The following is a 24,550-nucleotide window of genomic DNA, read 5'->3' as shown; positions in this document are numbered from 1 at the left end:
GCTTACCGCTTACCGCTTACTTTTCTTTTCCTCGAAGCTCGAGACTCGCCTCTCGTAGCTAGCGTCTATTCAATGGGATCAAAGTCGTTGACTTAGTTGTTAAATAACCCCTTACCCCTATGCAAATAAAAAATATAACACCTACACTTTGAAAGTATTTTCCTAAATCCACGGTTTATTAAAGTAGTTAATAAACGAGGTTCACATGACAAAATTAATTACGCGTACATTTTTACTTATTTCTGCATTATTTAGCTTTTCGTCCATGGCCGCAGATGATGCGATTAGCACTGGGATTTTTAATGATCTTGCTATTGATGGATACGACTCGGTGGCTTATTTCACGGTAAACAAACCCGTTGAAGGCAGTGACAAGTTTGAGTTAACTTGGCGGGATGCGACTTGGCGTTTTTCTAGCCAAGAGAATTTGGAGTTATTTAAACAAGCGCCAACTAAGTATGCACCTCAGTATGGTGCTTATTGTGCTTGGGCTATGTCAGGCGGTAAAACAGCCGGTGTGGATCCTGAGGTTTGGCATATAGAAAATGGCAAATTATATTTAAACTACAACAAGTCGGTTCAACAGGAATGGTTTGCTAATATGGAGAATGACATTGTATCGGCGGATAAATTTTACCCTGAAATTACCAATGTTAAAAAATACCAAGATTAACTATCCAGACTAACTACTCAAGTAAGTAAGGCTAAATAATTAGGTTTGTTTAGCTTTACTATTTCAATCAGTTAATGACGTTTTAAATTAACTACGGTTTTAACAAATCCAAAACATCTTACTTTACGTATAACCTTACAATCTCCACTTTAACAGTAGTTATTATTTATGTTTTCATTTTTTAAAAAAGACCCAACCAAAAAGCTGAATAAGTTGTACGACCGTAAACTTGAAGAAGCTATGCTCGCACAACGCAATGGTAATATTCGTGCTTATTCGATGATCACAGCTGAAGCTGAGAAGATCAGAGAGCAGATACTTGAAATAGACCCGTCTAATAAAATTTAATTGCTTCTGTTTAGTATTGAGCCTTCAACTTAACTTGCTTATACCGCCAGGTTTCATTAATTAGGTTAATTAATTATAAGGTTATTTATAGTTAGCCTGATAGATTAATGACCTAGCTTAAGACGGAGTAATTACATTGAATGTTGGTATTTATATTTACGATGAAGCAGAGGTATTAGACTTTTCTGGGCCTTTTGAAGTGTTTTCTACTGCCAATAGATTATCGAATCCCCCAAATATTTTTAATGTGTTCTTAGTTGCAGAAAACACGGGCACTTCAAGTTCTTCTAACATTACCTTACCTATTAAAGCTAGAGGGGGGTATAACGTCCTGCCACATTATGATTTCACTAATCACCCAAATATAGATGTATTGATTGTTGTGGGCGGTGTGCATACACACGAGCTCAACAAAGCTGCGGTTATTAACTGGGTAGCACAACAAGATAAATCGGCTAATGTAGTCGCGTCGGTTTGTACAGGCGCTTTTATCTTGGCACAAGCCGGTGTATTAAATGGACTTAATGTTACGACTCATTGGGAGGATATCAACGACCTACAACAAGCTTATCCAAACTTAACCGTTATAAGCGGTAAACGTTGGGTTGATGAAGGTAAATACATTACGTCCGGTGGCATTTCTGCGGGGATAGATATGAGTCTGCATTTAGTATCCAAACTGGTAAATATACACCTTGCAGAAAATACCGCTAAGCAAATGGAATTTGATTGGCGGAAGAATTGATTTGCAGCTTTATTTAGCCATTTTATGAAAATCTTTTAATCATCCAACAACTCTTGGTAACATTGCCTTTCGCGGCTGCACAAAGTACTCGATTAATGAAAGGAATATTATGATTGTAGAAAATGTGCTTCCTGAATATTTTGCAGAATTGTTAAATATCTGGGAAAACTCAGTCCGAGCTACTCATGACTTTATAACAGAAGAAGACATTGAGTTTTTTAAACCCATTATCATGGAACAAGCGTTTGCAGCCGTTAGCTTAAAGTGTGTAAAAGATGAAAGCGGTACAATTTTAGGTTTTGTGGGATGCCACAACAACAAGATTGAAATGTTATTTATCGATGATCATGCAAGAGGGCAGGGCCTTGGTAGTGTGTTGTTGCAATATGCAATAACCAATATGGGCGCAACGAGTGTTGATGTGAATGAACAAAATCCTTTAGCGGTAGGTTTCTATCAACATAAAGGGTTTACCGTGGTTTCACGTTCGCCATTAGATGATATGGGTAAACCATTTCCAATTTTACATATGAAGTTATAAGTACCGGTTACCTCAACCGTATTAGACAGTAGTTGCGCTTAAGGCTAATAATCTTAAGTGCTCCCGTCTTACTTTATAAAATTGATATAAGCTTTACCTAACTTATAACAATGGCTTTAATCGTGTTTTCCCATTCCATTAAAAGTTGAATTCAATTACTATCTAAACGTCATTTATTTTATCTTGAGAACGTCATTTTGTATTCGTCATTACAACAGCAATGTTTAGTTGAATTAGGGGTAACTCCTTATGATCTTAATGACCAATATCAGCAATCGGATGATGCCACAGAGATACAACAGACACTTCAACCTGCAAACGTTGCAAGTACGCAACCTACAAGGCCTAGACCTCAAGCGACTAAAACAGCTACTGCCGATATTCCTCCGGACTTGAGTGAAACTAAAGCAGAAGCGCCAACCGTGGTTGATTATTGGAAAGACTGTTCGCCTGAATTGATAAGTGATTTAGCGGTGTTGTTCCCGCAGATGCAATTGTCGGTTATGGCATTTAACCATTGCTTGGCACAATTAAAAGACCAGTTATATTGGAATGTTGCTCCAAAAGCGCAAGTACAATATGTGCAAATGGAATCGATAGATCAAAATATAATGATCACATCACCTTTACCAAACGAATTAAGTTTGTCACAGAAAAAAGAATTGTGGTTATTACTGCAACCACACACAGCTCAACAAAACACAGAAAGTTAATTACCGTGGCAAAAATACAGATTTTAGAATTAACCTATGCCCATATCCCTTGGTTAGTTGAAATTGATCAGCAAAGTCATATTTCCCCTTGGACTAAAAAAATATTCGAATCTAGCTTTAATGCCCGAAGCCATAATTTCTACTTGCAACAAGATAATGAAATCTTAGGCTATTATTTTGCCAGTTTTATTGTTGGTGAAATGACCTTAGAAAATATCTGTATCGCTCCACAACACCAAGGTAAAGGGTTAGCCAAAAAGTTGATGGCACACTTTATTGAGTACTCAAGGTCGTTAAATACAGAAGATATATTTTTAGAAGTAAGAGAGTCTAATACCAAAGCCATCAGCTTATATGAGTCTTATAAATTTGAAGTGACGGGAAAAAGGAAAGAGTATTACTCAATTCCAAATTCGTCAGACAGAGAAACCGCCTTGTTGATGAAAAAATCCTTACTTTCTGATTAACAGGAGTGATTAATAGACGGCGATTAATAGACGGTAAGTAATAGAGAGTGACTAATCAGCTGTTTTAATAATGCAACTGGTATAAAAATACCAGTTACATTAACAATTCTGCGCTAATAATAGACGGTTCTTATTACTCAACTTATTCCAAAATTGTTCATGAAAATAATAAGCGACGGTATTTACCGCAGGTTCGATAACCGCAATTAATCCGCCAATCATGAGATCACCCGTTAAAGCATAAGTCACTGTAAAAGCAACAGAAAAGTGTGTGATTGCAAAGGTCGTTGTTTTAGCCATCGTCCATCTCCCCCAAGCTATTTATTGATTAACTGGCACACTTGATCACCATAATAGTTGTCTTGGTAATTACACTCTGTAATCTGAGCTTTTGTGTCTGTATTAGAAAAATGGTTGTTAATGTATTGTTCAATATAGTCGATTAAAAATATCATAATTTTATTCCTTCTCTTGGTTGATGGAATAAGTATCTATAAGTTTTGTCAATCTGTAAATTTTGAAAAATATATATTCACGTTCACTTTTTTAGAATATGCTCACAGCTCACAACTCACAACTCGCCACTCGAAGCTCGGCACTCGCAACTCACAACTCACAACTCGGCACTCGAAACTCGGCACTCGAAGCTCGCCACTCGAAACTTAAGAGCAATGATGCTCTAACTGATGAGTAAAGATCTGTTTTAACAATTCAATGTCTCTGGTTTTGACGTAGTTAGGACGAACAACAAATGCCAAACGTCTATGTGGCCCAGGTTCGTTTAAATGCACCGCGGTAAGTTCTGACTCAGTATGAATTAACTGATCCAGTGCCATCTGCGGCACTAAGGTTGTGCCTAATTTGCCCGCCACCATTTGAATTAAGGTATGTAAGCTGGTGGAGTTAAAACTAGCATTGCCTTTGTTGCCTTTTTTAGTTTCAGTTTTATTAATTGGTAAACTACAGGCGGCCAACGCATGGTCTTTTAAACAATGTCCTTCTTTTAATAACATTAATTTTTCTAGCTCTAACTCGTCACTGGTGATCTCTTGAATTTGCAATGGGCATTCATCTTTATGGGCAACCCAATAAAAATCTTCCTGCCAAAATTCAAAAGCCATTAAGCCATCAATAGGAAAAGGCAGTGCCAAAACGGCAACATCAATATCACCATTTCTGACCATTTCAATTAAGTTATGCGACTGTTCTTCCACAATAGACAATTTAAATAGCGGGTATTGTTGCCTAACTTCAGGTAATACTTTTGGCAATAAATAAGGACCTATCGTGGGAATTAAGCCCATAGTCATCGGTGAGGTTAATGCCGACTTATTCATTTGTGATAATTGGTATAACTCATCTACTTCCATTTTGATCTGTTTCGCTTTATTTAACACCAACAAACCTTCGGCAGTGATGATCACCTTTTTATTGTTGCGCTCAAAAATTTGTAAATCTAATTGTTTTTCCAATTCAGTAATAGCGGTACTTAGTGCCGACTGTGAGACATTACAAAGCTCAGACGCTTTTTTAAAATGTAAGGTTTGTTCAACAGCCAGTGCGTAAGTAAGTTGTTTTAACGAGATCATATAATTCTAATTAATTGAACGAAAAACCAATTTTAAGCAGGTTCATTGGAATAAAGCAATCTTAGTATGGTTAATCTTTTTATATTTCAAATTAACTAGGTTCTAAAATACTGAACGTAAACTTCAATTTTATTAAATTTTCTAAACCATAAATACCTCGTAATATCACTCCATCGAAAGCAAACGTGCTTTTGTTCTTAACTAACTATTAATTACATAACGAGTAACTAAGGAAATAATCATGGCTCAAATAGGCAAAACAATCCCAGATTTTAAAGCTCAAGCATTCCATAACGGCGAGTTCACAGAAGTAACATCTGACAGCGTTAAAACAGGCTGGTCAATCTTCTTGTTCTACCCTGCGGATTTTACTTTTGTATGTCCTACTGAATTAGAAGACATGGCAAACCAATATGAAGAGTTACAAGGTTTAGGCGTAGAAGTGTATTCAGTATCAACAGACACACATTTCTCGCATAAAGCATGGCATGACTCGTCAGACGCAATTGGCAAAATTAAATTCCCAATGCTTGGCGACCAAACTGGCCACATTACCCGCGGTTTTGACGTAATGATTGAAGAAGACCACATGGCGCACCGCGGTACATTCTTGGTGGACCCAGATGGGGTTATTCAAGTAGCAGAAATTCATGCTGGTGGTATTGGCCGTAGCGCTAAAGACATGGTTCGTAAAGTAAAAGCGGCTCAATACGTTCGTGAAAACGACGGTGAAGTATGTCCAGCTGCATGGGAGCAAGGTGAAGCGACATTAACACCAAGCCTTGATCTTGTTGGCAAGATCTAATCTGAAATGAGCCTTTTTAAGGCTCATATTGAGATAAATATCTGAGGTGGTTTAACAATCGAATTGTTTTAAAGGCGTGTATTACGCCTGCCACCTATTTTTCGTTTCCAGTCTAAGCGGCCTTTAAATAGGCAAAGGTATATCAATGTTAAATAATGAATTAATCAATGCACTTAAAACTTACACCGCTAACATGCAACATGCTGTCACCTTAGTCTTAAATACTGGTGAGCATCCAAAACGTGATGAGTTAAAACAATTTTTAACACAAGTGGTGTCCGTAACCGATAACTTAACTTTAGTTGAACAAACATCACCAGAGTTACGCAGTCCGATCAGTTTTGGTTTGCAGGTTGATGGTAAGTTTAATGGCGTTTTTTTCTCAGGTATCCCAGGAGGACATGAATTTAGTTCTTTGGTATTAGCTATTTTACATTCATCCGGTACCAACCTAAAACTAGATCAAACCATTCAGTCTTTGATCAAAGGGGTAAGTAAACCATTAAAGTTTGAAGTGTTTGTTAGCCTAAGTTGTCATAACTGCCCAGATGTTGTGCAGTCATTAAATCAGTTTGCATTGCTTAATGACAATATAACCACTGAGATGATCGACGGTGGGTTATATCCAGAGCTTATTGAGCAACGCAATATACAAGGTGTGCCAAGTGTTTACTTAAATGGTGAAATCTTTGCAAATGGTCAAATAGACACAGGCAAGCTAGTTGAAAAGTTATTATCAATCGCGCCTGAAATTGCTAATAACATCAAACAAGAAACATTGCCTCAACAAGACGTAACCGTTATAGGTGGTGGTCCAGCAGGGGTTGCCGCTGCCATTTATAGTGCTAGAAAAGGCTTAAAAGTGACTATGATCGCTGACCGGATTGGTGGTCAGGTAAAAGATACTGTGGGTATTGAAAACCTTATTTCAGTACCTAAAACAACCGGAACGGAATTAACCGGCAATATGCAAAGTCATTTAGATGACTATGACATTACGATTAAAGAGCATTTGCGCGTTGACCGTATTGAAAGGGGCAGCTCTGATAAACCATCAGTCAAGACACTACACCTATCAACAGGCGAAGTGATTGAAAGTAAAACCATCATTTTAGCTACTGGGGCAAACTGGCGTGAGCTTGGTGTCCCGGGAGAAAAAGAAAATATCGGTAATGGTGTCGCTTATTGTCCACACTGTGATGGCCCATTTTTTAAAGGTAAAGACGTGGCTGTTGTTGGTGGCGGTAACTCAGGTATTGAAGCGGCTCTTGATTTAGCCGGAATGGTTAACCATGTGACTGTGTTTGAATTTATGCCTGAATTAAAAGCTGACCAAGTGTTAATCGACAAAGCAGAAAGTAACCCAAAGATCTCCATTTTAAAAAATGTTGCCACCACAGAAGTGATTGCTGAAAACGGTAAAGTTACCGCATTGGCTTATACTGACAGACTGACGGGGGAGCAACATCAACAGGCGTTATCTGGGATATTTGTGCAAATTGGTTTAGTGCCAAACAGTGGTTTTGTTGATGGTGTCGTGGATAGAACCAAACATGGTGAGATCATCATAGATGAAAAAGGACAAACATCAGAACCTGGTATATTTGCATGTGGCGACGTAACCACCGTGCCATATAAACAAATTGTCATCGCCATGGGCGAGGGCGCAAAAGCATCGCTTTCAGCCTTTGATTATATTATTAGGGAAAGTTAATTGCTTAAGCAAACCGCCTAATTCATCTCCCAAAAACATAAGTGCCGTTCTAACTTGAACGGCACTTTTTTATTAAACTAGCGGTAAAGTCACTACTTCGCGGCGTTAAAATTTAATAAACACCCATGTAAAAAACGATGCAATTGATGTTCATGAAATTGATCACCTGTACCAGGTTGGTTTGCGGCCAGTTGAGGGAAAGTACCGTAACCGGCTAACAAACAATGCCAAGAGGCGTTACCAAAATGCGAGTGTGCATTTTGCGTTTTTATCTCTTGTGCCAAATCACCATTGGTAAACCAAGTGTCTAATAACTGTAATAACGAGTCAGATAAATTATTATTGTCTCGGTTCGCCAGCCAATAGTCACTGTCGTTGCGAGTGTTTAATTTATAATGAGCAACTATATAATCACGAACACTATCAAACCGGGCCTTCGTTAGTTTATTAAATTCGTCTCTATCTGTTTCTTGGTAATTGCCATTTTGAAAACGGTCCATAAACGACTCAATCGATATTTGAACTAAATGCAATGCAGTCGCTTCAAGTGGCTCAATAAAGCCTTGGGATAAACCTAAAGCGAGACAGTTTTTATGCCAATGTTTGTTTACTTGGCCCACTTTCATATTTAAATGCATTGCTTCCACATCACTGTCTAATAAGCCGAGACTTTGCCTAAGTTCTTGCTCGGCTTTGTCAGGCGATTGGAAATCTTTGCTGTAAACATACCCATTACCTTGGCGATGAGTCAGGGGGATCTGCCAACGCCAACCATTAGACATAGCAATAGATTGTGTTTCAAACTTGGCGTTATGTACCTGCGTTGGCAAGACTATCGCGGCATCATTGAATAGGTTGTCGTTAAATGAATTAAAAGTGACCCCTAAGGTTTGTTGTAATAACTGCGAACGAAAGCCGGTGCAGTCTACAAAGAACTCGCCTTTCACTACTTCACCTTTACTACCGTGTAATTCTTTAATATCACCATTGTCAGCTAATGTGACGGTATCTACCGTTAACAATTTATGCTCCACAGCTAACTTTTTGGCATGTCCCATAAGGAATTGCCCTAGTTTTTGTGAATCAAAGTGATAACCGTAATTGATCTCAAAAGGAAAATTATCTGGTGTATAAGGCAGTTTATGATGTTCGGTTAAATAGGAATTAAAAAAGAACGTATCTGGTTGTGTGATGACATCTAAACCTAAACGTCTGGTGTAACAATTTACCGTGAATGGTCGTTCAGTAAAGGTATCAAGCTGAGTAAAAAAGGGATGGTTGTAAGAATCAATTCCAGAGCCAGGACTCCAACCTGAAAACTTAATATTATATTTATAAGTGGCATTACAATGGGGCATCCAGTCTTCATCAAGGATGTTTAACTGTTTAAAAAACTGCTGTAATGTCGGGGTTGAACCTTCACCTACCCCGACGGTTTTTATATCGGGGGATTCCACTACCGTAATTTGAATAGGGAGGTGAGCCCAACGTTTGGCAAATAAATTGGCAGCCATCCAGCCCGCAGTGCCACCACCCACAATGATAATACGCATAGGACTATCCATTTTAAGCCCCTGTGTATTTTTTTAGAAATTGTTGATGTGACATCATTTGTGCGACGGGCGCTTGTTTAGCTTGACGTAATTGGGTCAGTATATTTGTTAATTCGGTGCCGCTCATGCCATCAATACTAGGATGGTAACTAGCAGGGGTAACACCTTGACCTAACATGACTTGTAACCAGGATGCGTCTAAGAAAATATCATATTGATCATTAAATATAGCGCCAGAGTCTCTAAATAATTCGATTTTTTGTGCCAGTCGAGGTGGTAATGTTAAGTCTCGCATATCACGCCAAAAATCAGAGTCAGTACGTTCATTTAAGTTGTAATGTAAAATGATGAAATCTCGAATTGTTTCAATTTCAATATCCGACTCACGATTAAACGCATTAATCACAGAGTCATAATGCCCTTGGGTTGAGAACATTTTCATTAATCTAACTACAGCGGATTGGATCAAATAAATACTGGTTGATTCTAATGGTTCCAAGAAACCACTTGCTAATCCAATGGCAACCACATTTTTGTGCCATTGTTTCTCAACTTTGCCTGTTTTAAATGATAACTTTCTTGGTGTACCTAACATTTTACTTGGTAAATTATCGGTTAAGGTCTCCATAGCATCATCGTCAGAACAATAAGATGAACTGTAAACAATGCCGTTGCCGGTTCTATGAGTGAGTGGTATTTGCCATTGCCAACCAACATTTTGCGCGATGCTTCGAGTATAAGGAGGAATAATATCCAACTCTTCAGTCGCTACCGCTATGGCGGAGTCTGCGGGTAACCAATGAGACCAATCTTGGTATTGAACACCTAACGTTTGTTGCAAAAGTAAACCGCGAGTGCCTGTACAATCTACAAAAAAATCAGCTTCAATTTGACGGCCATCTTCAAGTTGTAATCCCTCAATAAATCTAGAGTTAGGATTTTGTTTAACATGTTGGATTATACCTTCTACACGCTTAACACCTTGTTTTTCAGAATAACGTCTAAGGAACTGACCATAAAGTCCAGAGTCAAAATGATATGCATAAGGCATTTGATGGATTGGGTTATTGCTATTAATTTTATTGAATTTGTTTTGTTCACAGCACAAATAATTAAGATCGAAATCCCATAACGATGCGTTTAGCCCTAACTCCTTTTTCGCTCGTAACCAGTAGTGTTGGAAACTACTAAATCCCATGTTGGCACCGGGAGAGCCAAAGGTATGATAGTAACTTTCACCTTCAGTTCGCCAATTTTCAAATTTAATTGCAAGCTTAATAGATCCATTAGTTTCTTTTAAAAAGGCTTTTTCATCGATACCAAGATATTGATTAAAGGTTTGGATGGGGGGAATCGTTGCTTCGCCAACTCCAACGATGCCAATAGCTTCAGACTCCACTAACGTAATCTCAACCGACTTTGGTAGCACCTTAGACATCATTGCCGCGGTCATCCAACCGGCAGTGCCCCCACCCGCTATTACTATTCTATTAATCGCACCTGTCATCATTGTTTGCCTTAATCGTTAGCTAACTGAACAATAAATTATCAACAAAATTAATATGTTAAATAAGTTGTATCGTTTTAGAGTCTAATACATTAAAAGTAAAAATACCCCTTAAGAAATCAAACTTAAGGGGGGAGGTTACACAAAATATACGTGTATATAGTGGTAAAGTAGGTAATCCCATAATCTAACTTTAGTTAAATTAAGGCAGTAATTTAAAACACTTAACAACACTATTACGACTTGTCGTTAAGTCACGGTAAGGGCGTGATGGGAAAATAGTAGACGTTAATGTTGTTAACCCATTTTCACAAAAAACTTCAGCGCTCGACTTATCAATGAAAATTGAAACGGTAATATTACTTGGTTCCATTGATTTCAGAGGTGCTTTTGCAACTTGTGCAAACCCATGATCAGTCCAACCAGATTGTCTACGGTCTAATAAAAGCATATTAGTGTTAACATCATAAGTAATGACTAACCGTTCATTTTCTGAATTGGCAAGGGTAAGACTGTTATTACCAGAAGACCTATCGAACGTCCAAACCACTTCATAGGCACAGTCTTCTGGGACAACAATTTTATCTTCTTTTTTAATATTAAACTCTGAACGTAATTTTAATATTTCGTTGCTTGGCATATTTGCCAAAGCCAGTCCGTTAGTTGTCTCGACTAAAGTAAGTTCTCTAGGAAGCGTCATCGCGCCTCGCCATGGGTGGGTTGGGACTTCGTTGGCATAAATCCAATTTGACATCCAAGCGATGAAAATACGCTTGTTATTGACGGTCTGTAAACCGTCCCAGGTGACACCTGCGTAGTTGTCAGGGCCATAATCTAACCATAGAGTTTCGGTTTGCTCAGACGTAAACTGTTGTCCGTCAAAGTCACCAATGAAATATTGAGTGGCAGAGCCTTCGTTAGGGCCGCCTGGATTAATACTGACAAGGAGTACCCATTTAGTTTGACCGCTTGGCGTGGTTAATGGGAATAAATCAGGGCATTCCCACACACCGCCATGTGCCCCAACTCCTTCACCAAATGCACTGACTAACTGCCAGTTGATTAAGTTGTTTGAAACAAAAAATTGAATTTCTTGTCCGGCAGCTAATGCCATAACCCATTGTTTGTTAATCTCATCCCAGATGACTTTAGGGTCTCGAAAATCTTTAATACCTAGGTTGGGTATCACAGGATTGTTAGCATATTCTTGCCAAGTAATTCCACCGTCTTGGCTATAAGCCAAACTTTGAACTTGTAATTCATCTTCAGAGTGATGAGTAAAAGTAGCCACTAGGGGAGGTTGTTTGCCATTTCCTAAGCCACTTGTATTATCAATGTCAACAACAGCGCCACCAGAAAAAATATAACCAAGACCATCTGGATCGGCATATATGCCTATTTCATGATGTTGCCAATTCACTAAATTAGTTGATGTTGCATGTCCCCAATGCATGTTGGCATGTCTATCACCATCAGGATTGTATTGATAAAATAAGTGGTATACGCCTTCAAAATAGACCATACCATTTGGATCATTGATCCAGTTTTTCTCTGGAGAAAAGTGGATAGAAGGTCTCCATTGAGCAGACTCAGTACAGTTATTATGTTTCATGATTTTTCTCAAACGGTATATATATTACTTCATGAGCTTGGATTACAGACTAAATGTAGCTGCAATTTAAGCATAATAAAAAAGCCCTCAGGTATTAACTGAGGACTTATTATTAGTTAACGGTTTTATCGATTAATAAAATGAATAATTAAAGTTAAGTGCGTACGACGGGCCAAACTGGCGTCGAGTGGTAACAATACCATCGTCATTGACAGTTTCTTCATCGACATCAGTCAAGTTGGTACCTTGAAGTGAAATCCTAAGCCCTTTTAGCGCACTAATATTAGACTCAGAGAAGTCATAGCTAATTTGTGCATCAACGAGTGTTACAGCATCACGGCTTGCACTTTCAATTTTGTTGGAGCCGCCACGTTGATAAGTTAAAAAGTCTGATCGTTTTGTTGCTGCTATACGAACTTCAAAGCCTGACATTTCATAATATGTCGTCATTGAAATAGTATTATCCGATTGACCAGGAATTCTACTTCCGTCACTCAACTCCGCATCAATGTAGGTAGCCGATGTCGCCACCCCAAAGCCATCTAAGTTAGAGCTGAATTTACCAAATGGAATGTTTGCCGTTAATTCAAGTCCTTTAACCGTCCCAGTTAACCCATCTTCAAAGTATGAGTAATAACCATTATTAGGAGGCGTGATAACGTCACCAGCAGAGTATTGAATATCAGCCGGGCCGTATGCACCGTCTTGATCCACCACTCGGTCATGAAAGCCTGCGATAAAGTAGTCTGCATTATCGTTACTAACATCATTTCTAAAGTCTATTAACTCATTTCCATCTCGAGTCCAATTTACTAAGTCTTTATAAAATACAGTTGCAGCAACGTATCCTTCTTCTACAAAATACTTCTCTACAGATAAATCAAAATTATTAGATTCCAAAGGTTTTAATTCTGGGTTGCCGGTAAATTTTGACCATGGAGAACCATAGTTTTCAACGTCTGATGGCGAGTTAGGTATAGAAATTAGATCAATATTTTGGTCAAATTTAACAAAACCAGATGCTTTCATTTGGTCTATGCGAGCACGACTGATGGTTTTATTTGCAGCAAATCGAACAAAGGTTTTATCCATAACCTCAATATTCACATTTAAACTTGGTAAGAAGTGTGAATAGTCTGCACCATTAGTAACCATACAGCTCGTGTCTACTACGCCGTTGTTATCGTCGTCGCACACCGCGAAGTTTGAACCAATAACACCAATATAGCCTGATGACTCTTGAGAGGTGTCTACGTATTGGAAGCCAAAGTTACCAGTTACTGGAAGATTAGATAATTCAGTTTCAAAATCAGCTTTTGTGTAAAAAGTAATAACTTGTTCCGATATTTCGAAGCTATCACCAAGTCGATCAGGTTCAAGTAATCCTGCGTCATTTAACAGGTATGTGCCGTCGTTATATGGGGCAAAACCGTCATAAGCGACAACTTTGCCTAAGCCTGCCCACGTTAAATCGGCTAAGCCATTATATAAATACTCTGAAGGAATACCTGTGGATAATGGATACGCAGAAGATGTAGCAAAGAAGCCTTTATTGTCCTTCAATTTACTACGGTCACTATAATTAATACCTGCAACTACAGCCGTTATAAAATTAGAATCAATGGTACCACTAACTTCAAGTCGAGTTGTCACTAGCTCTTCTTCGAAGTCTGCATAGTTTAAGAAACCATCCTGAGCATTGAAGTAACTAAACTCATCACCGTTTGCTTGTAATACATTAGTTTCAAACTGATCAGCTAAATTAGCTAAGCCGCCACCCCAGACCTGAGGACCTGTTAGCTGAAGAGCATCTGGATTAGAAAACGCGTCAAGTCCCGATGAATCTGTAAACATAATACCATCGGCTGACATAGTAAAATCACGGGTTCCAAATGCACTAGAATCAAGTGCGCCTGAACGTGCTAGACCTGCATATGACTCACCACGTAGGTCACGTTTTTCAGATTTACTGGATGCGATATCTAAATTCACTGACCAGTTATCAGTTACAAAGTAGTTGGCATTAAAACCAATAATTGTTAGTTCACCATCTTTTTGTAATGGATCTGTTCGTAACACTGGATTAGCACCCGTTTGGGTTCCTGATGCATTCACGCCAGTACCGGTGACATTGTCTGATGAAAATGGTTCTATAAAACCTCTCAATACACCAGAATCAGAGTAATCAATTGAAAGGACATCAACGATGATATTTAAGTCATCATTTGGTTGAAATTGTAAAACTGCTGAAATAGTATCTCGTTTTAATTCTGTACTGATAGATTGAGAGTCCAAACCAGTAGGTAGAATCTGCCCATCGTCATTTGCATTATATCCCCATACTCCATATTTACGTTGGTTGTTTGGTGACTCTGTTGATGCAATTGCGACGGCTAAACCAATGGTGTCGTCGGCAAATTTTTCAACAAACGACAATGCAAATCGTTTACCATTATTGTCAAACTCAGGGTTGTCAGAGTCTTGTCCACTTATTTCAAAGCTACCATTTAGTGTTAGAGTTTCTTGTGCTGATAAAGGTCTTACAGTTTCTAAATCAACTGTGCCACCAATACCTTGAACTAGAAGAGAAGCATCTGATGACTTGAAGATAGTAGCCCCGGTCATAATTTCTGCTGGGTATAAATCATATTCAACACCGCGATTGTCACCAATACCGATCAGCTCTCGACCATTTAATGAAGTGCCAGTAAAGTCTTCTTTAAAACCACGAACTGAAATGCCTGACGTTCTTCCGCCTGAACGCTCACCGGCTAATCCTGGTAATCTTGATAATGACTCAGCAATTGAAGAGTCTGGAAGTTTACCAATGTCTTCCGCAGAAATTGCTTCAACTATTGATGTATTTTCCATTTTTGTAGCTTGAGATCTAATTAATGAGCCGCGTATACCTTTTACAGAAATAACTTCGATTTCATCTGCAACTGCATCTTCAGCAATAACTTGTTGTGAGAACATTGCCGCAGATACTGCAAGCGACAATACTGTTGGTGTAAATAAAGTTGAATGTTTCATGAGTACCCTGCCTGTTTATTATTATGTATAACTATTAAATGTTAAAAGTGTTAGTTTTCTAAAAAAACCAAACAAACGTTTAAAATTGTTCTCAGCTCTTTCGTATTTATTTTTATTTGAGCTAACTTTATTGAGAATAATATTAGGCAACGAATGTTTTTTAATCAAGTATTTTTCTTAATCGATTAAGGTTATTTGTTAATTAATTTCTAAGTGTCTGATTTTAAATGTAAATAAAAGTTACTTATTTTAATTGTATTCAAATTTTAATAAGGTAATTCTAGTTCAGCCCCTTTCTTATGGGCTTTTTAGGTTAAATACACTATGAATTGTATTTTTATCTGGATATTTGTTGGTATTTTGAACTATGATTGAAACTTATTCGATTAAGTTGTCGGGTAAATTAATTATAATAAATCAAAAACAGGGGAATATAATGGGGGGCGAACGTGTGGAAACTAATAAAATAAATAACCAACTAATTCGAATATTAACATACTTAATGTTTATGATGTTTGCGATGACAACAGATGCTGTTGGTGTGATCATTCCAGAGATCATTAAAGAGTTTAATCTCACACATACTCAAGCCAGTGCCTTTCATTACGGCCCGATGATAGCGATTGCTGCTAGCGGCATGTTTTTAGGTTTTTTGGCCGATAGGTTAGGTCGAAAAGTAACAATCATTATTGGATTATCTATATTTTCACTTGCCTGTGGTTTGTTTGTAGTAGGTAATAGTTTTAGTTTTTTCCTATTTTTATTGGTTCTTTCTGGAACCGCTATCGGTATTTTTAAGACAGCCGCTTTAGCCCTTGTGGGTGATATTACTACTTCTAATGCGGATCACACCCGAACCATGAATCTAGTTGAAGGATTTTTTGGGGTAGGCGCTATTATTGGACCATTCATTGTTAGTTATTTATTGGCCAACGATGTGTCTTGGAAATATCTGTATATTGTGGCTGGGATTTTATGTATTGGTCTTTGTATTGTCGCTGCAATTACTCAATACCCTACCTATGTTAGAAATCAACAGTCAGAACAAAACCTAAAACAAACTCTGCTTATAGCTAAACAACCTGCAGCATTGGGCTTTTCTGCATTAATTGCATTTTACGTTATTACGGAAGCGGCTATTTATGTTTGGATGCCTTCACTTTTATCTACCTATACCGGATCTTTAGAGTCGTTAGTTCCCTGGACTATTACCTTATTTTTTACTTTAAGGGCATTGGGGCGCTTTGGCGCAGTTTGGGTGTTGAAACATATTAGTTGGGAATTGGCGATGATGTTATTTTCTGCTGCAATTTGCCTTTGTTATGTATTAAGCATGATCTTGGGACTAGGCGCAGCGATTATATTATTACCTATGTCAGGCTTATTTATGGCAATGATATATCCAACCTTGAATTCAAAAGGCATCAGTTGTTTCGCTAAGGATCAACATGGAGCTATCGCTGGCGTTATTTTATTTTTTACCGCTGTCGCCGCTTCTTTAGGCCCTTTATTAATGGCTATTGTGAGTGATTTTATGGGCGGACAAGCAAAATATGGTTTTTACGTTGCAACCGTTTTTGCTGTGTTGTTATTTGTTGGTTTGGCTTACAACTGGAAATTTAAACCAGCACAAGCATTGTTGTTACAAAAACAATCAGAAAATAATTAGGGATTGGGCATGGAACATAATAAACAATGCCAACAATGCTTAACTAGAATTAAAGCTTCGGGTAAGTATCAGGCGTTACTCTCTAATAAAACTCAAGTTTTTGAACAACGTCTTGAACAAAACTTTCCTCGATTATTTAGGTTGTTATTAACAATATACGATAATCAATACGACTTATATTCACATATTGAAGCTTTAGTATGTGAGCTATTGGGAAGTTTTAAAAAACGTAAGATTTCTTTAAAAAGATCGGATGAACAGCGGGTTTTAAATCCTTCTTGGTATCGAAATGAGCAAATGGTTGGCATGGCTGTTTATGTTGATTTAGTGGCCGATGATCTGCAAACCTTGATCACCAAAATACCGTATTACCAAGAACTAGGGATCACTTATTTGCATTTAATGCCTCTGTATTTATCACCAGAAGGTGATAGTGATGGGGGTTACGCCGTTTCAGATTACCGACAAGTTGACCCCAAATTAGGCGCAACTAAAGATTTAAAAGCATTGGCTGTTGCATTAAAAAAAGCGGGGATTAATTTAGTACTCGACTTTGTTTTTAATCATACCTCTGATGAACATCAATGGGCTCAGAAAGCACAACAAGGTGATGAGCAATTCCAAGATTATTATTTTTTGTTCTCAGACCGAGAGGACGCCGACCAATATGACAACGCATTAAGAGAAATATTCCCATCGGTACGCCGCGGTTGTTTTACTTATTTAGATGATATGCAGAAATGGGTTTGGACAACATTTAATAGTTTTCAATGGGATTTGAATTATCGAAACCCGGCAGTGTTTAGAGCGATGACGCAGGAGATGTTGTATTTAGCTAATCTAGGCTGTGATCTACTGCGCCTGGATGCATTGGCTTTTGTCTGGAAAGAGAAAGGCACACAATGTGAAAACCTACCAAAAGCACATTTATTGATCCAAGCATTTAACGTTTGTCGTGAAATAGTTTGCCCTGGTGTTGTATTTAAATCAGAAGCGATAGTGCACCCAGATGAAGTGGTTAAATATATTGGTAAAGAAGAATGCCAAACCTCATACAACCCTTTGTTAATGGCATTAATGTGGGAGTCGCTAGCCACCCGTAAAACTGAGCTTTTACAATTAAGTTTGCAACGACGTTTTACCATCAACAATGACTGTAGTTGGGTGAACTACGCGCGATGCCATGATGATATTGGTTGGACATTTGATGATGCCGATGCGGGCGAATTGGGAATTAATGGTGAATCTCATCGTGAATTTTTAAATAAATTTTATACCGGAAGTTTTGAAGGTTCGTTTTCAAAAGGGTTAGGATTTCAATATAACCCGGAAAATGGCGACTGCCGAGTGTGCGGTTCATTGGCGTCATTATGTGGATTGGAAAAAGCCTTAATCAGTCAAAACCAAGAACACATTGGACATGCTGTCGCCAGAATTAAATTACTCCATGGCATTATTTTAACTATTGGTGGTATACCACTTTTATATCAAGGTGATGAATTAGCCGCGCTAAATGATTATTCATTTGAACAAGATGACAAGAAAAAACACGACAGTCGTTGGGTAAATAGACCTAAATTAAACACAAATATGTTGGTGGCGGCCAATACCTTAGGAACAGCACAACATGCGGTATTTTCTGCGATAAAGAAAATGATTGCCCTGAGAAAAGCTTCTCCCATCTTAGGTGAGAGTGACACCCAAATCTTGTTGTTAACCCAGCCTAATTTGTTGGCGTATAAACGTAGTCACGCAACAATTGGCACTGCTACTTTTGTCGCGAATTTTAGTGAATTCCCCCAGACGGTTTCACTGCATGAACTTGATGTGGAGGACCACCTAGAATTGACCGATCAAATAAGTGATACCAGATACACAAATGTCAGGGAGCTGACCTTGGCACCTTATCAAATTCTTTGGCTAACTAAGTAATAGAGATCATTATGCAAAATGTAATATGTTTTGGCGAAGCATTAATCGATATGTTATCGACGGAACCCGGTACCTTTAAACAATTCCCCGGTGGAGCGCCAGCTAATGCTGCAGTAGCTATTGCCAAAATGGGAGGCAATGCAATATTTAGCGGAATGCTCGGAAACGATATGTTTGGTAAATATTTACATCAAAGTTTAAATGAATATGCGGTTAATACTGAGTTTGTTCGCTGGACGGATCAAGCTAAAACGGCCCTCGCTTTTGTTTCGTTGGACGCTGAAGGGGAACGTAGTTTTGAGTTTTATAGACCACCTGCAGCTGATTTGTTATTTCGTCCTAACGATTTTGACTTAACCATGTTTCAACAAAGTACCATTTTCCACTTTTGCTCAAACAGTTTGACTGATGAATCTATAGCTAACAGTACAAAACACGGCATAACGTTAGCCACGCAAAACGATTGCCTTGTAAGCATGGACGTTAACCTTAGAAAAAATTTATGGCCAGCCACAGCCGATTACCAATCCATTATTATTGCTTATATGGAAATGGCTCATGTGATAAAAGTCAGTTTAGAAGAACTTGAAGCTCTAGTTGATAAGGCCGATATCGTAGATTTTTTACAGACCTTATTAACCCAAAAGTGCCAACTGGTAATGTTAACCGATGGTGCCAATCCAATTATATGTATGACAAAAAACACGTCAATTTCGGTTACAGCCCCAGAAGTAATTGCCGTTGATACCACGGCTGCAGGGGATGCCTTTATCGGTGGTTTTTTATATCAACTTAACAAACAAAACATCTCATTAATTAACCTTGATACGTTTGTTTGTTCAGAAAAGCTAATCCAAGCTGTTCAATTTGCCGCTTGTTGCGGAGCATATACAGTAACTCGTCAAGGGGCATTTCCGGCTCTGCCTGACCGTGTAATGGCTGAGAAGTTTGAACGCCAAGGTCAATATTAATGTCTGACAAAGACTACAGTTTAGAATTTAAACTTAAGGCAATAGGCAAAGTAATATTTGACGACTACAGTATTTCTGCGGCCGCAGCTGAATGTAAAGTTTCGAATATTAAGATGTATACTTGGCTAAAAAAACACGCGGATTTAGCCAAAGAAAAACGCAAACATGCTGATTTACGTGTTAAAGCCGAACAAGCCATTAGTGAAAATAAAGCTACAGCGATGAACAATCAAAGCTTTAATAAAGACAGTGAGCTTGAAGTTGGTAAGTCCAAACAAACATTTGTCAATTAAGCAAACGTAGTTTGGTATGGTTACCTCTTTTGTTAATGATTACCGCTTAATATAAAAGCGGTAATTTTATAATTTTTGTGATTGATATTGGCAAAAGGGGAACCTAGTTATTGGTAATAATCGGCTAATGTTTAAACCAACGAGTAAGATTAAAAATATATTCAATTATTTCTTCCATTTGCAGTGATGCTTTACTACTCAATTCCCTAACTCTTATGTATAATCGCGCCATTAAAAATTTACCAACTAACGACACGCAAAACCTTTAGTTTCAGCTCTTTGGGTTTTAGTACTTCAGTTAGTACTCCGATATAAGATTTATATAATGACAGATGCCCAGTTAAACAAAGAAATTGAGTGCCGTCGCACGTTTGCGATCATCTCACATCCGGATGCGGGTAAAACCACCATCACCGAAAAAGTTTTATTATACGGAAACCACTTACAAAAAGCGGGTACCGTTAAAGGCCGTGGTTCAAACCAGCATGCCAAATCTGACTGGATGGAAATGGAAAAAGATCGTGGTATTTCGATCACGACATCTGTTATGCAATTCCCTTACAAAGGTAGCTTAGTTAACTTACTGGATACCCCAGGACACGAAGATTTCTCTGAAGATACGTACCGTACATTAACGGCCGTTGACTCTTGTTTAATGGTTATTGATGCCGCAAAAGGGGTCGAAGACCGAACGCGTAAGTTAATGGAAGTCACACGTTTACGTGATACGCCTATCATCACGTTTATGAATAAATTAGACCGTGATATTCGTGATCCAATGGAAGTATTGGATGAAGTTGAAGATGAACTAAAAATTGCATGTGCGCCAATTACATGGCCAATTGGCTGCGGCAAACTCTTCAAAGGGGTTTACCATATTCACCGTGATGAAGTCATTTTATATCAAACCGGTCAAGGTAGTACGGTTCAGGAAGTGAACACCATTAAGGGGTTAAACAACCCAGAAATTGATGCTGCTATCGGTGAAGACTTAGCTGCTCAAATGCGTGACGAACTTGAACTTGTCATTGGTGCATCACACGAGTTTGATCAAGATTTATTTTTAGCAGGCGAATTAACGCCTGTCTTTTTTGGTACCGCTCTAGGTAACTTTGGTGTTGACCATATGTTGGATGGATTAACTCAGTGGTCACCAACCCCGATGCCTCGTCAAACGTCAGTACGTGAAGTTTTTGCTAACGAAGAAAATTTCTCAGGGTTTATTTTTAAAATTCAAGCCAACATGGATCCAAAACATAGAGACCGTGTTGCTTTTATGCGTATCGTTTCTGGAAAATATGAAAAAGGCATGAAAATGAATCATGTTCGTCTAGGTAAAGACGTCCGAATTTCAGACGCATTAACCTTCGTAGCCGGTGACCGATCTGCAGTTGAAGAAGCTTATCCAGGCGATATCATAGGTTTACATAACCACGGTACCATTCAAATTGGTGATACCTTTACTCAAGGCGAAGATTTTAAATTTGCCGGTATACCAAACTTTGCACCAGAATTATTCCGCCGTATTCGCTTAAAAGATCCATTAAAACAAAAACAATTGTTAAAAGGTCTTATCCAGCTTTCGGAAGAAGGTGCAGTACAAGTATTTAGACCACTCGATAACAACGACTTAATCGTAGGCGCAGTAGGTATTCTTCAGTTTGACGTCGTCGTCCAACGCTTAAAATCGGAATACAACGTAGAAGCCATTTACGAAGCTGTAAACGTAGCAACCGCCCGTTGGGTAAGTTGTGAAGACGATAAAAAATTCGAAGAATTCAGACGTAAATGTTCAACTAACTTAGCCCTAGATGGTGGCAATAATTTAACATACATAGCACCAACCAGAGTTAATTTGAACTTGTCGAAAGAGCGTTATCCAGAGGTGGTGTTCACAGAAACACGTGAACACTAGCTTTTGAACTAATATTTGCTGAATCGTCCGATCTTATCGTTCGAAGTGCTCATGTATTGGCATACATTGCGCGCTTCTTACTCAACCTCGAACGATTCATCTGCAATTAGAATCAAAAGATGAAATTAGCGACGAGCTACGAGTACCGAGCTACGAGCGATTAAGTTCGACATTCGTTACTCCAGCTCGCAACTCGATACTCGAAGCTCGCAACTCGCAACTCGATACTCGATTCTCGAAGCTCAAACACAGTTAGACCGAGTAAAAAAATAAGACTCAGCAAGGTAAAAAAGAATGAATGTTTTTCAGCTAGTACAAGACAGATTTAAACAAGCTTTAGCAAAAATTGAAGGAGCAGAAAATGCATCTGCACCTTTGGCTCGAAGTACACGACCTGAGTTTGGTGAATATCAATTTAATGGTGCCATGGGATTAGCCAAACTGTTAAAACAAAACCCACGTCAAATTGCTACGCAAATTGTTGAACTGGTTGAAATGGATGATATTGCTGAAAGTTTAGACATTGCTGGACCGGGCTTTATCAATGTTAAGTTAAAACCACAGTGGTTGGCTGCACAGATTGAAACTGCATTATCTGATGAACGTTTGTCGGTTGAAAAAGAGTCAGCGCAAACCGTTGTTGTCGATTTATCGGCTCCTAACTTAGCTAAAGAAATGCACGTTGGTCACTTACGCTCAACCATTATTGGTGATGCGGTAGCTAACGTTATTGATTTTCTTGGTCATAACGTTATTCGTCAAAATCACATGGGTGATTGGGGCACGCAATTTGGTATGTTGATAGCGCATTTACAAGACAAATTACAAGCGTCAGAAGTCGCTACAACGGCATTGTCGGATTTAGAAGACTTTTACCGTCAGGCTAAAATACGCTTTGATGAAGAAGACGGATTTGCCGACAGAGCAAGAGCATACGTGGTTAAGTTACAAGGCGGTGACGCTGAATGTAAAAAGCTATGGCAACAGTTTATCGACGTATCTATATTGCACAGTGAACAAGTTTACAAAAAATTAAATGTTAATTTAAAACATGAAGATATCATGGGTGAAAGTGCTTACAACCCAATGTTAGCTGATGTGGTTGCAGACTTAAAACAGCAAGGTATTGTTGTTAAAGATCAAGGCGCACAAGTTGTGTTTTTACCTGAACTTGCTAATAAAGATGGTGAGCCAGCTGTATATATTGTTGAAAAGTCGGGCGGTGGTTTTTTGTATTCCACAACAGATTTGGCAGCAATGAAATATCGTTCATTTGAGCTAAACGCTGATAGGATCATTATATTTACTGACGCGCGTCAAGCATTTCACTTTAAACAAGCTGAAATAGTTGGTCGTAAAGGTGGGTTAATCAAAGAGTCGACAACTTACGAACATGGCCCATTTGGCATGATGTTAGGTAAAGATGGAAAGCCATTTAAAACTCGTACTGGTGGTACGGTTAAGTTAGTTGAATTATTAGATGAAGCCGTTGAACGTGCAGAGAAATTATTAGCTGAACGCGAATCTGGTTTAAGTGCTGATGAGCAAAAAGAAATTGCTCGTAAAGTTGGGATTGGTGCTATCAAATACGCCGATTTAAGCAAGAATCGTACTACGGATTACATCTTCAACTGGGACACCATGCTTAGCTTTGAAGGCGATACGGCACCGTATTTACAATACGCTTATACACGTATTAAGAGTATTTTCCGTAAAGCTGGATTGGATGCAAATAACTTTAATGCTTCAGTGATTATTGAAGCGGATCAAGAAAAAGCATTAGCGGTTAAGTTATTACAATTTGTCGAAGCCATTAACGGCGTTAGCGCAAATTTAACACCGCATTTGTTATGTTCATATTTATATGAACTCTCTAGCTTGTTCATGACGTTCTACGAAGCTTGCCCAATGTTGAAAGATGGCATTCCTGAAGAAACCAAAAACAGCCGCTTGGCGTTAAGTTTGTTAGTGGCGAATACGCTACAAAAAGGGTTGGACTTGTTAGGTATTGAAACAATGGAGAAAATGTAACTTTGTTGAATTTACCTTTCCGGTTTATTTAAAAGGAACATCTAACTTTATTGAGAACGGAGCCATTGGCTCCGTTTTTTTGTTTTCAGGAAAGGGAATAACAGGGAATAACAGAGACACCCACTCAAATTTGACAGTCATAGAAACTAGGCTATATTCTTTGTACCCATATCGATACAGGAATAACAGAGACACCCACTCAAATTTGACAGTTATATAAACTAGGCTATATTATTTGTACCTATATCGATACATGATGTTTTAGAGGTTACAGTGCCTAAACCAAGAAAAAGCCAAATAAGCTTAGAGGATACGCCTTATTATCATTGTATATCTCGTTGTGTGCGTAGGGCATTTTTATGCGGCGAAGATAAATTAACTCATCAATCTTATGAGCACAGAAGGCAATGGGTAGAGAATGAGCTGCTATTTCTCCCGT

Annotated in this window: 20 protein-coding genes; 14 read left to right on the top strand and 6 right to left on the bottom strand. The window is 38.4% G+C overall.

Annotated elements, in window-relative coordinates; genetic code table 11:
* Positions 1 to 205 precede the first annotated feature (205 nt).
* The 6 genes from KO505_RS08505 (at position 206) to rimI (ending at position 3,487) form a co-directional block, all read left to right on the top strand.
* A complete protein-coding gene (locus KO505_RS08505; RefSeq protein ID WP_216055032.1) occupies positions 206 to 673 on the top strand; it encodes a YHS domain-containing (seleno)protein in 468 nt (155 codons plus the stop codon).
* 168 nt (positions 674 to 841) lie between these two features.
* Positions 842 to 1,021 carry a DUF6435 family protein gene (locus KO505_RS08500; RefSeq protein WP_216055031.1) on the top strand — a complete coding sequence of 60 codons (180 nt, stop codon included), beginning with the start codon at positions 842 to 844 and terminating at the stop codon, positions 1,019 to 1,021.
* Between the two features lie 136 nt (positions 1,022 to 1,157).
* Positions 1,158 to 1,766: a DJ-1/PfpI family protein gene (locus tag KO505_RS08495; RefSeq protein ID WP_216055030.1), complete on the top strand. Its 609-nt coding sequence runs from the start codon at positions 1,158 to 1,160 to the stop codon at positions 1,764 to 1,766.
* A 109-nt stretch (positions 1,767 to 1,875) separates the two neighbouring features.
* Positions 1,876 to 2,307 (top strand): GNAT family N-acetyltransferase, encoded by a 432-nt coding sequence (locus tag KO505_RS08490; protein WP_216055029.1) that lies wholly within the window; start codon positions 1,876 to 1,878, stop codon positions 2,305 to 2,307.
* 197 nt (positions 2,308 to 2,504) lie between these two features.
* Positions 2,505 to 3,020 (top strand): hypothetical protein, encoded by a 516-nt coding sequence (locus KO505_RS08485; protein ID WP_216055028.1) that lies wholly within the window; start codon positions 2,505 to 2,507, stop codon positions 3,018 to 3,020.
* Positions 3,021 to 3,025: 5 nt separating this feature from the next.
* On the top strand, positions 3,026 to 3,487 hold the full coding sequence (gene rimI, locus KO505_RS08480) for a ribosomal protein S18-alanine N-acetyltransferase (protein ID WP_371819982.1): 462 nt from the start codon (positions 3,026 to 3,028) through the stop codon (positions 3,485 to 3,487).
* 99 nt (positions 3,488 to 3,586) lie between these two features.
* Here rimI and KO505_RS08475 read toward each other — a convergent pair whose 3' ends face one another.
* Positions 3,587 to 3,787 (bottom strand): DUF2061 domain-containing protein, encoded by a 201-nt coding sequence (locus tag KO505_RS08475; protein ID WP_216055027.1) that lies wholly within the window; start codon positions 3,785 to 3,787, stop codon positions 3,587 to 3,589.
* Between the two features lie 362 nt (positions 3,788 to 4,149).
* A complete protein-coding gene (locus KO505_RS08470) occupies positions 4,150 to 5,076 on the bottom strand; it encodes a hydrogen peroxide-inducible genes activator (protein ID WP_216055026.1) in 927 nt (308 codons plus the stop codon).
* A 241-nt stretch (positions 5,077 to 5,317) separates the two neighbouring features.
* On the opposite strand from KO505_RS08470, the gene ahpC reads away from it, so the two are divergent.
* Together ahpC and ahpF are read left to right on the top strand one after the other, a co-directional pair.
* On the top strand, positions 5,318 to 5,881 hold the full coding sequence (gene ahpC, locus KO505_RS08465; protein ID WP_216055025.1) for an alkyl hydroperoxide reductase subunit C: 564 nt from the start codon (positions 5,318 to 5,320) through the stop codon (positions 5,879 to 5,881).
* 145 nt (positions 5,882 to 6,026) lie between these two features.
* The gene (gene ahpF, locus KO505_RS08460; RefSeq protein ID WP_216055024.1) at positions 6,027 to 7,595 is read left to right on the top strand and encodes an alkyl hydroperoxide reductase subunit F; all 1,569 of its coding nucleotides are present in this window, start codon (positions 6,027 to 6,029) and stop codon (positions 7,593 to 7,595) included.
* Positions 7,596 to 7,687: 92 nt separating this feature from the next.
* Here ahpF and KO505_RS08455 read toward each other — a convergent pair whose 3' ends face one another.
* The 4 genes from KO505_RS08455 to KO505_RS08440 all read right to left on the bottom strand — a co-directional run bounded on the left by KO505_RS08455 (position 7,688) and on the right by KO505_RS08440 (position 15,300).
* Entirely contained in the window at positions 7,688 to 9,160 is a 1,473-nt protein-coding gene (locus KO505_RS08455; protein ID WP_216055023.1) for a tryptophan halogenase family protein, read from the bottom strand.
* A gap of 1 nt (position 9,161) precedes the next feature.
* Positions 9,162 to 10,655 (bottom strand): tryptophan halogenase family protein, encoded by a 1,494-nt coding sequence (locus KO505_RS08450; protein ID WP_216055033.1) that lies wholly within the window; start codon positions 10,653 to 10,655, stop codon positions 9,162 to 9,164.
* 202 nt (positions 10,656 to 10,857) lie between these two features.
* Positions 10,858 to 12,267 carry a glycoside hydrolase family 32 protein gene (locus KO505_RS08445; RefSeq protein ID WP_216055022.1) on the bottom strand — a complete coding sequence of 470 codons (1,410 nt, stop codon included), beginning with the start codon at positions 12,265 to 12,267 and terminating at the stop codon, positions 10,858 to 10,860.
* A 132-nt stretch (positions 12,268 to 12,399) separates the two neighbouring features.
* Entirely contained in the window at positions 12,400 to 15,300 is a 2,901-nt protein-coding gene (locus tag KO505_RS08440) for a TonB-dependent receptor (protein WP_216055021.1), read from the bottom strand.
* 436 nt (positions 15,301 to 15,736) lie between these two features.
* Here KO505_RS08440 and KO505_RS08435 point away from each other — a divergent pair, with 436 nt between their 5' ends.
* The 6 genes from KO505_RS08435 to argS all read left to right on the top strand — a co-directional run bounded on the left by KO505_RS08435 (position 15,737) and on the right by argS (position 24,111).
* Positions 15,737 to 16,969: a sugar MFS transporter gene (locus tag KO505_RS08435; RefSeq protein WP_216055020.1), complete on the top strand. Its 1,233-nt coding sequence runs from the start codon at positions 15,737 to 15,739 to the stop codon at positions 16,967 to 16,969.
* A gap of 9 nt (positions 16,970 to 16,978) precedes the next feature.
* On the top strand, positions 16,979 to 18,901 hold the full coding sequence (locus tag KO505_RS08430) for an alpha-amylase family protein (RefSeq protein WP_216055019.1): 1,923 nt from the start codon (positions 16,979 to 16,981) through the stop codon (positions 18,899 to 18,901).
* Between the two features lie 11 nt (positions 18,902 to 18,912).
* Positions 18,913 to 19,872 (top strand): carbohydrate kinase, encoded by a 960-nt coding sequence (locus KO505_RS08425; RefSeq protein ID WP_216055018.1) that lies wholly within the window; start codon positions 18,913 to 18,915, stop codon positions 19,870 to 19,872.
* On the top strand, positions 19,872 to 20,165 hold the full coding sequence (locus tag KO505_RS08420) for a hypothetical protein (protein WP_216055017.1): 294 nt from the start codon (positions 19,872 to 19,874) through the stop codon (positions 20,163 to 20,165). The genes KO505_RS08425 and KO505_RS08420 overlap by 1 nt, the downstream gene beginning before the upstream one ends.
* A 325-nt stretch (positions 20,166 to 20,490) precedes the next feature.
* Entirely contained in the window at positions 20,491 to 22,080 is a 1,590-nt protein-coding gene (prfC, locus tag KO505_RS08415; protein WP_216055016.1) for a peptide chain release factor 3, read from the top strand.
* Positions 22,081 to 22,374: 294 nt separating this feature from the next.
* Positions 22,375 to 24,111 carry an arginine--tRNA ligase gene (argS, locus tag KO505_RS08410; RefSeq protein WP_216055015.1) on the top strand — a complete coding sequence of 579 codons (1,737 nt, stop codon included), beginning with the start codon at positions 22,375 to 22,377 and terminating at the stop codon, positions 24,109 to 24,111.
* The last annotated feature ends 439 nt before the right edge of the window (positions 24,112 to 24,550 follow it).

The organism is Psychrosphaera sp. F3M07, from assembly GCF_018860345.1.
Lineage (GTDB): Bacteria > Pseudomonadota > Gammaproteobacteria > Enterobacterales > Alteromonadaceae > Psychrosphaera > Psychrosphaera aquimarina.
Note: the sequence above shows the minus strand (reverse complement) of the source record. Positions and strands in the feature narration are given on the sequence as shown.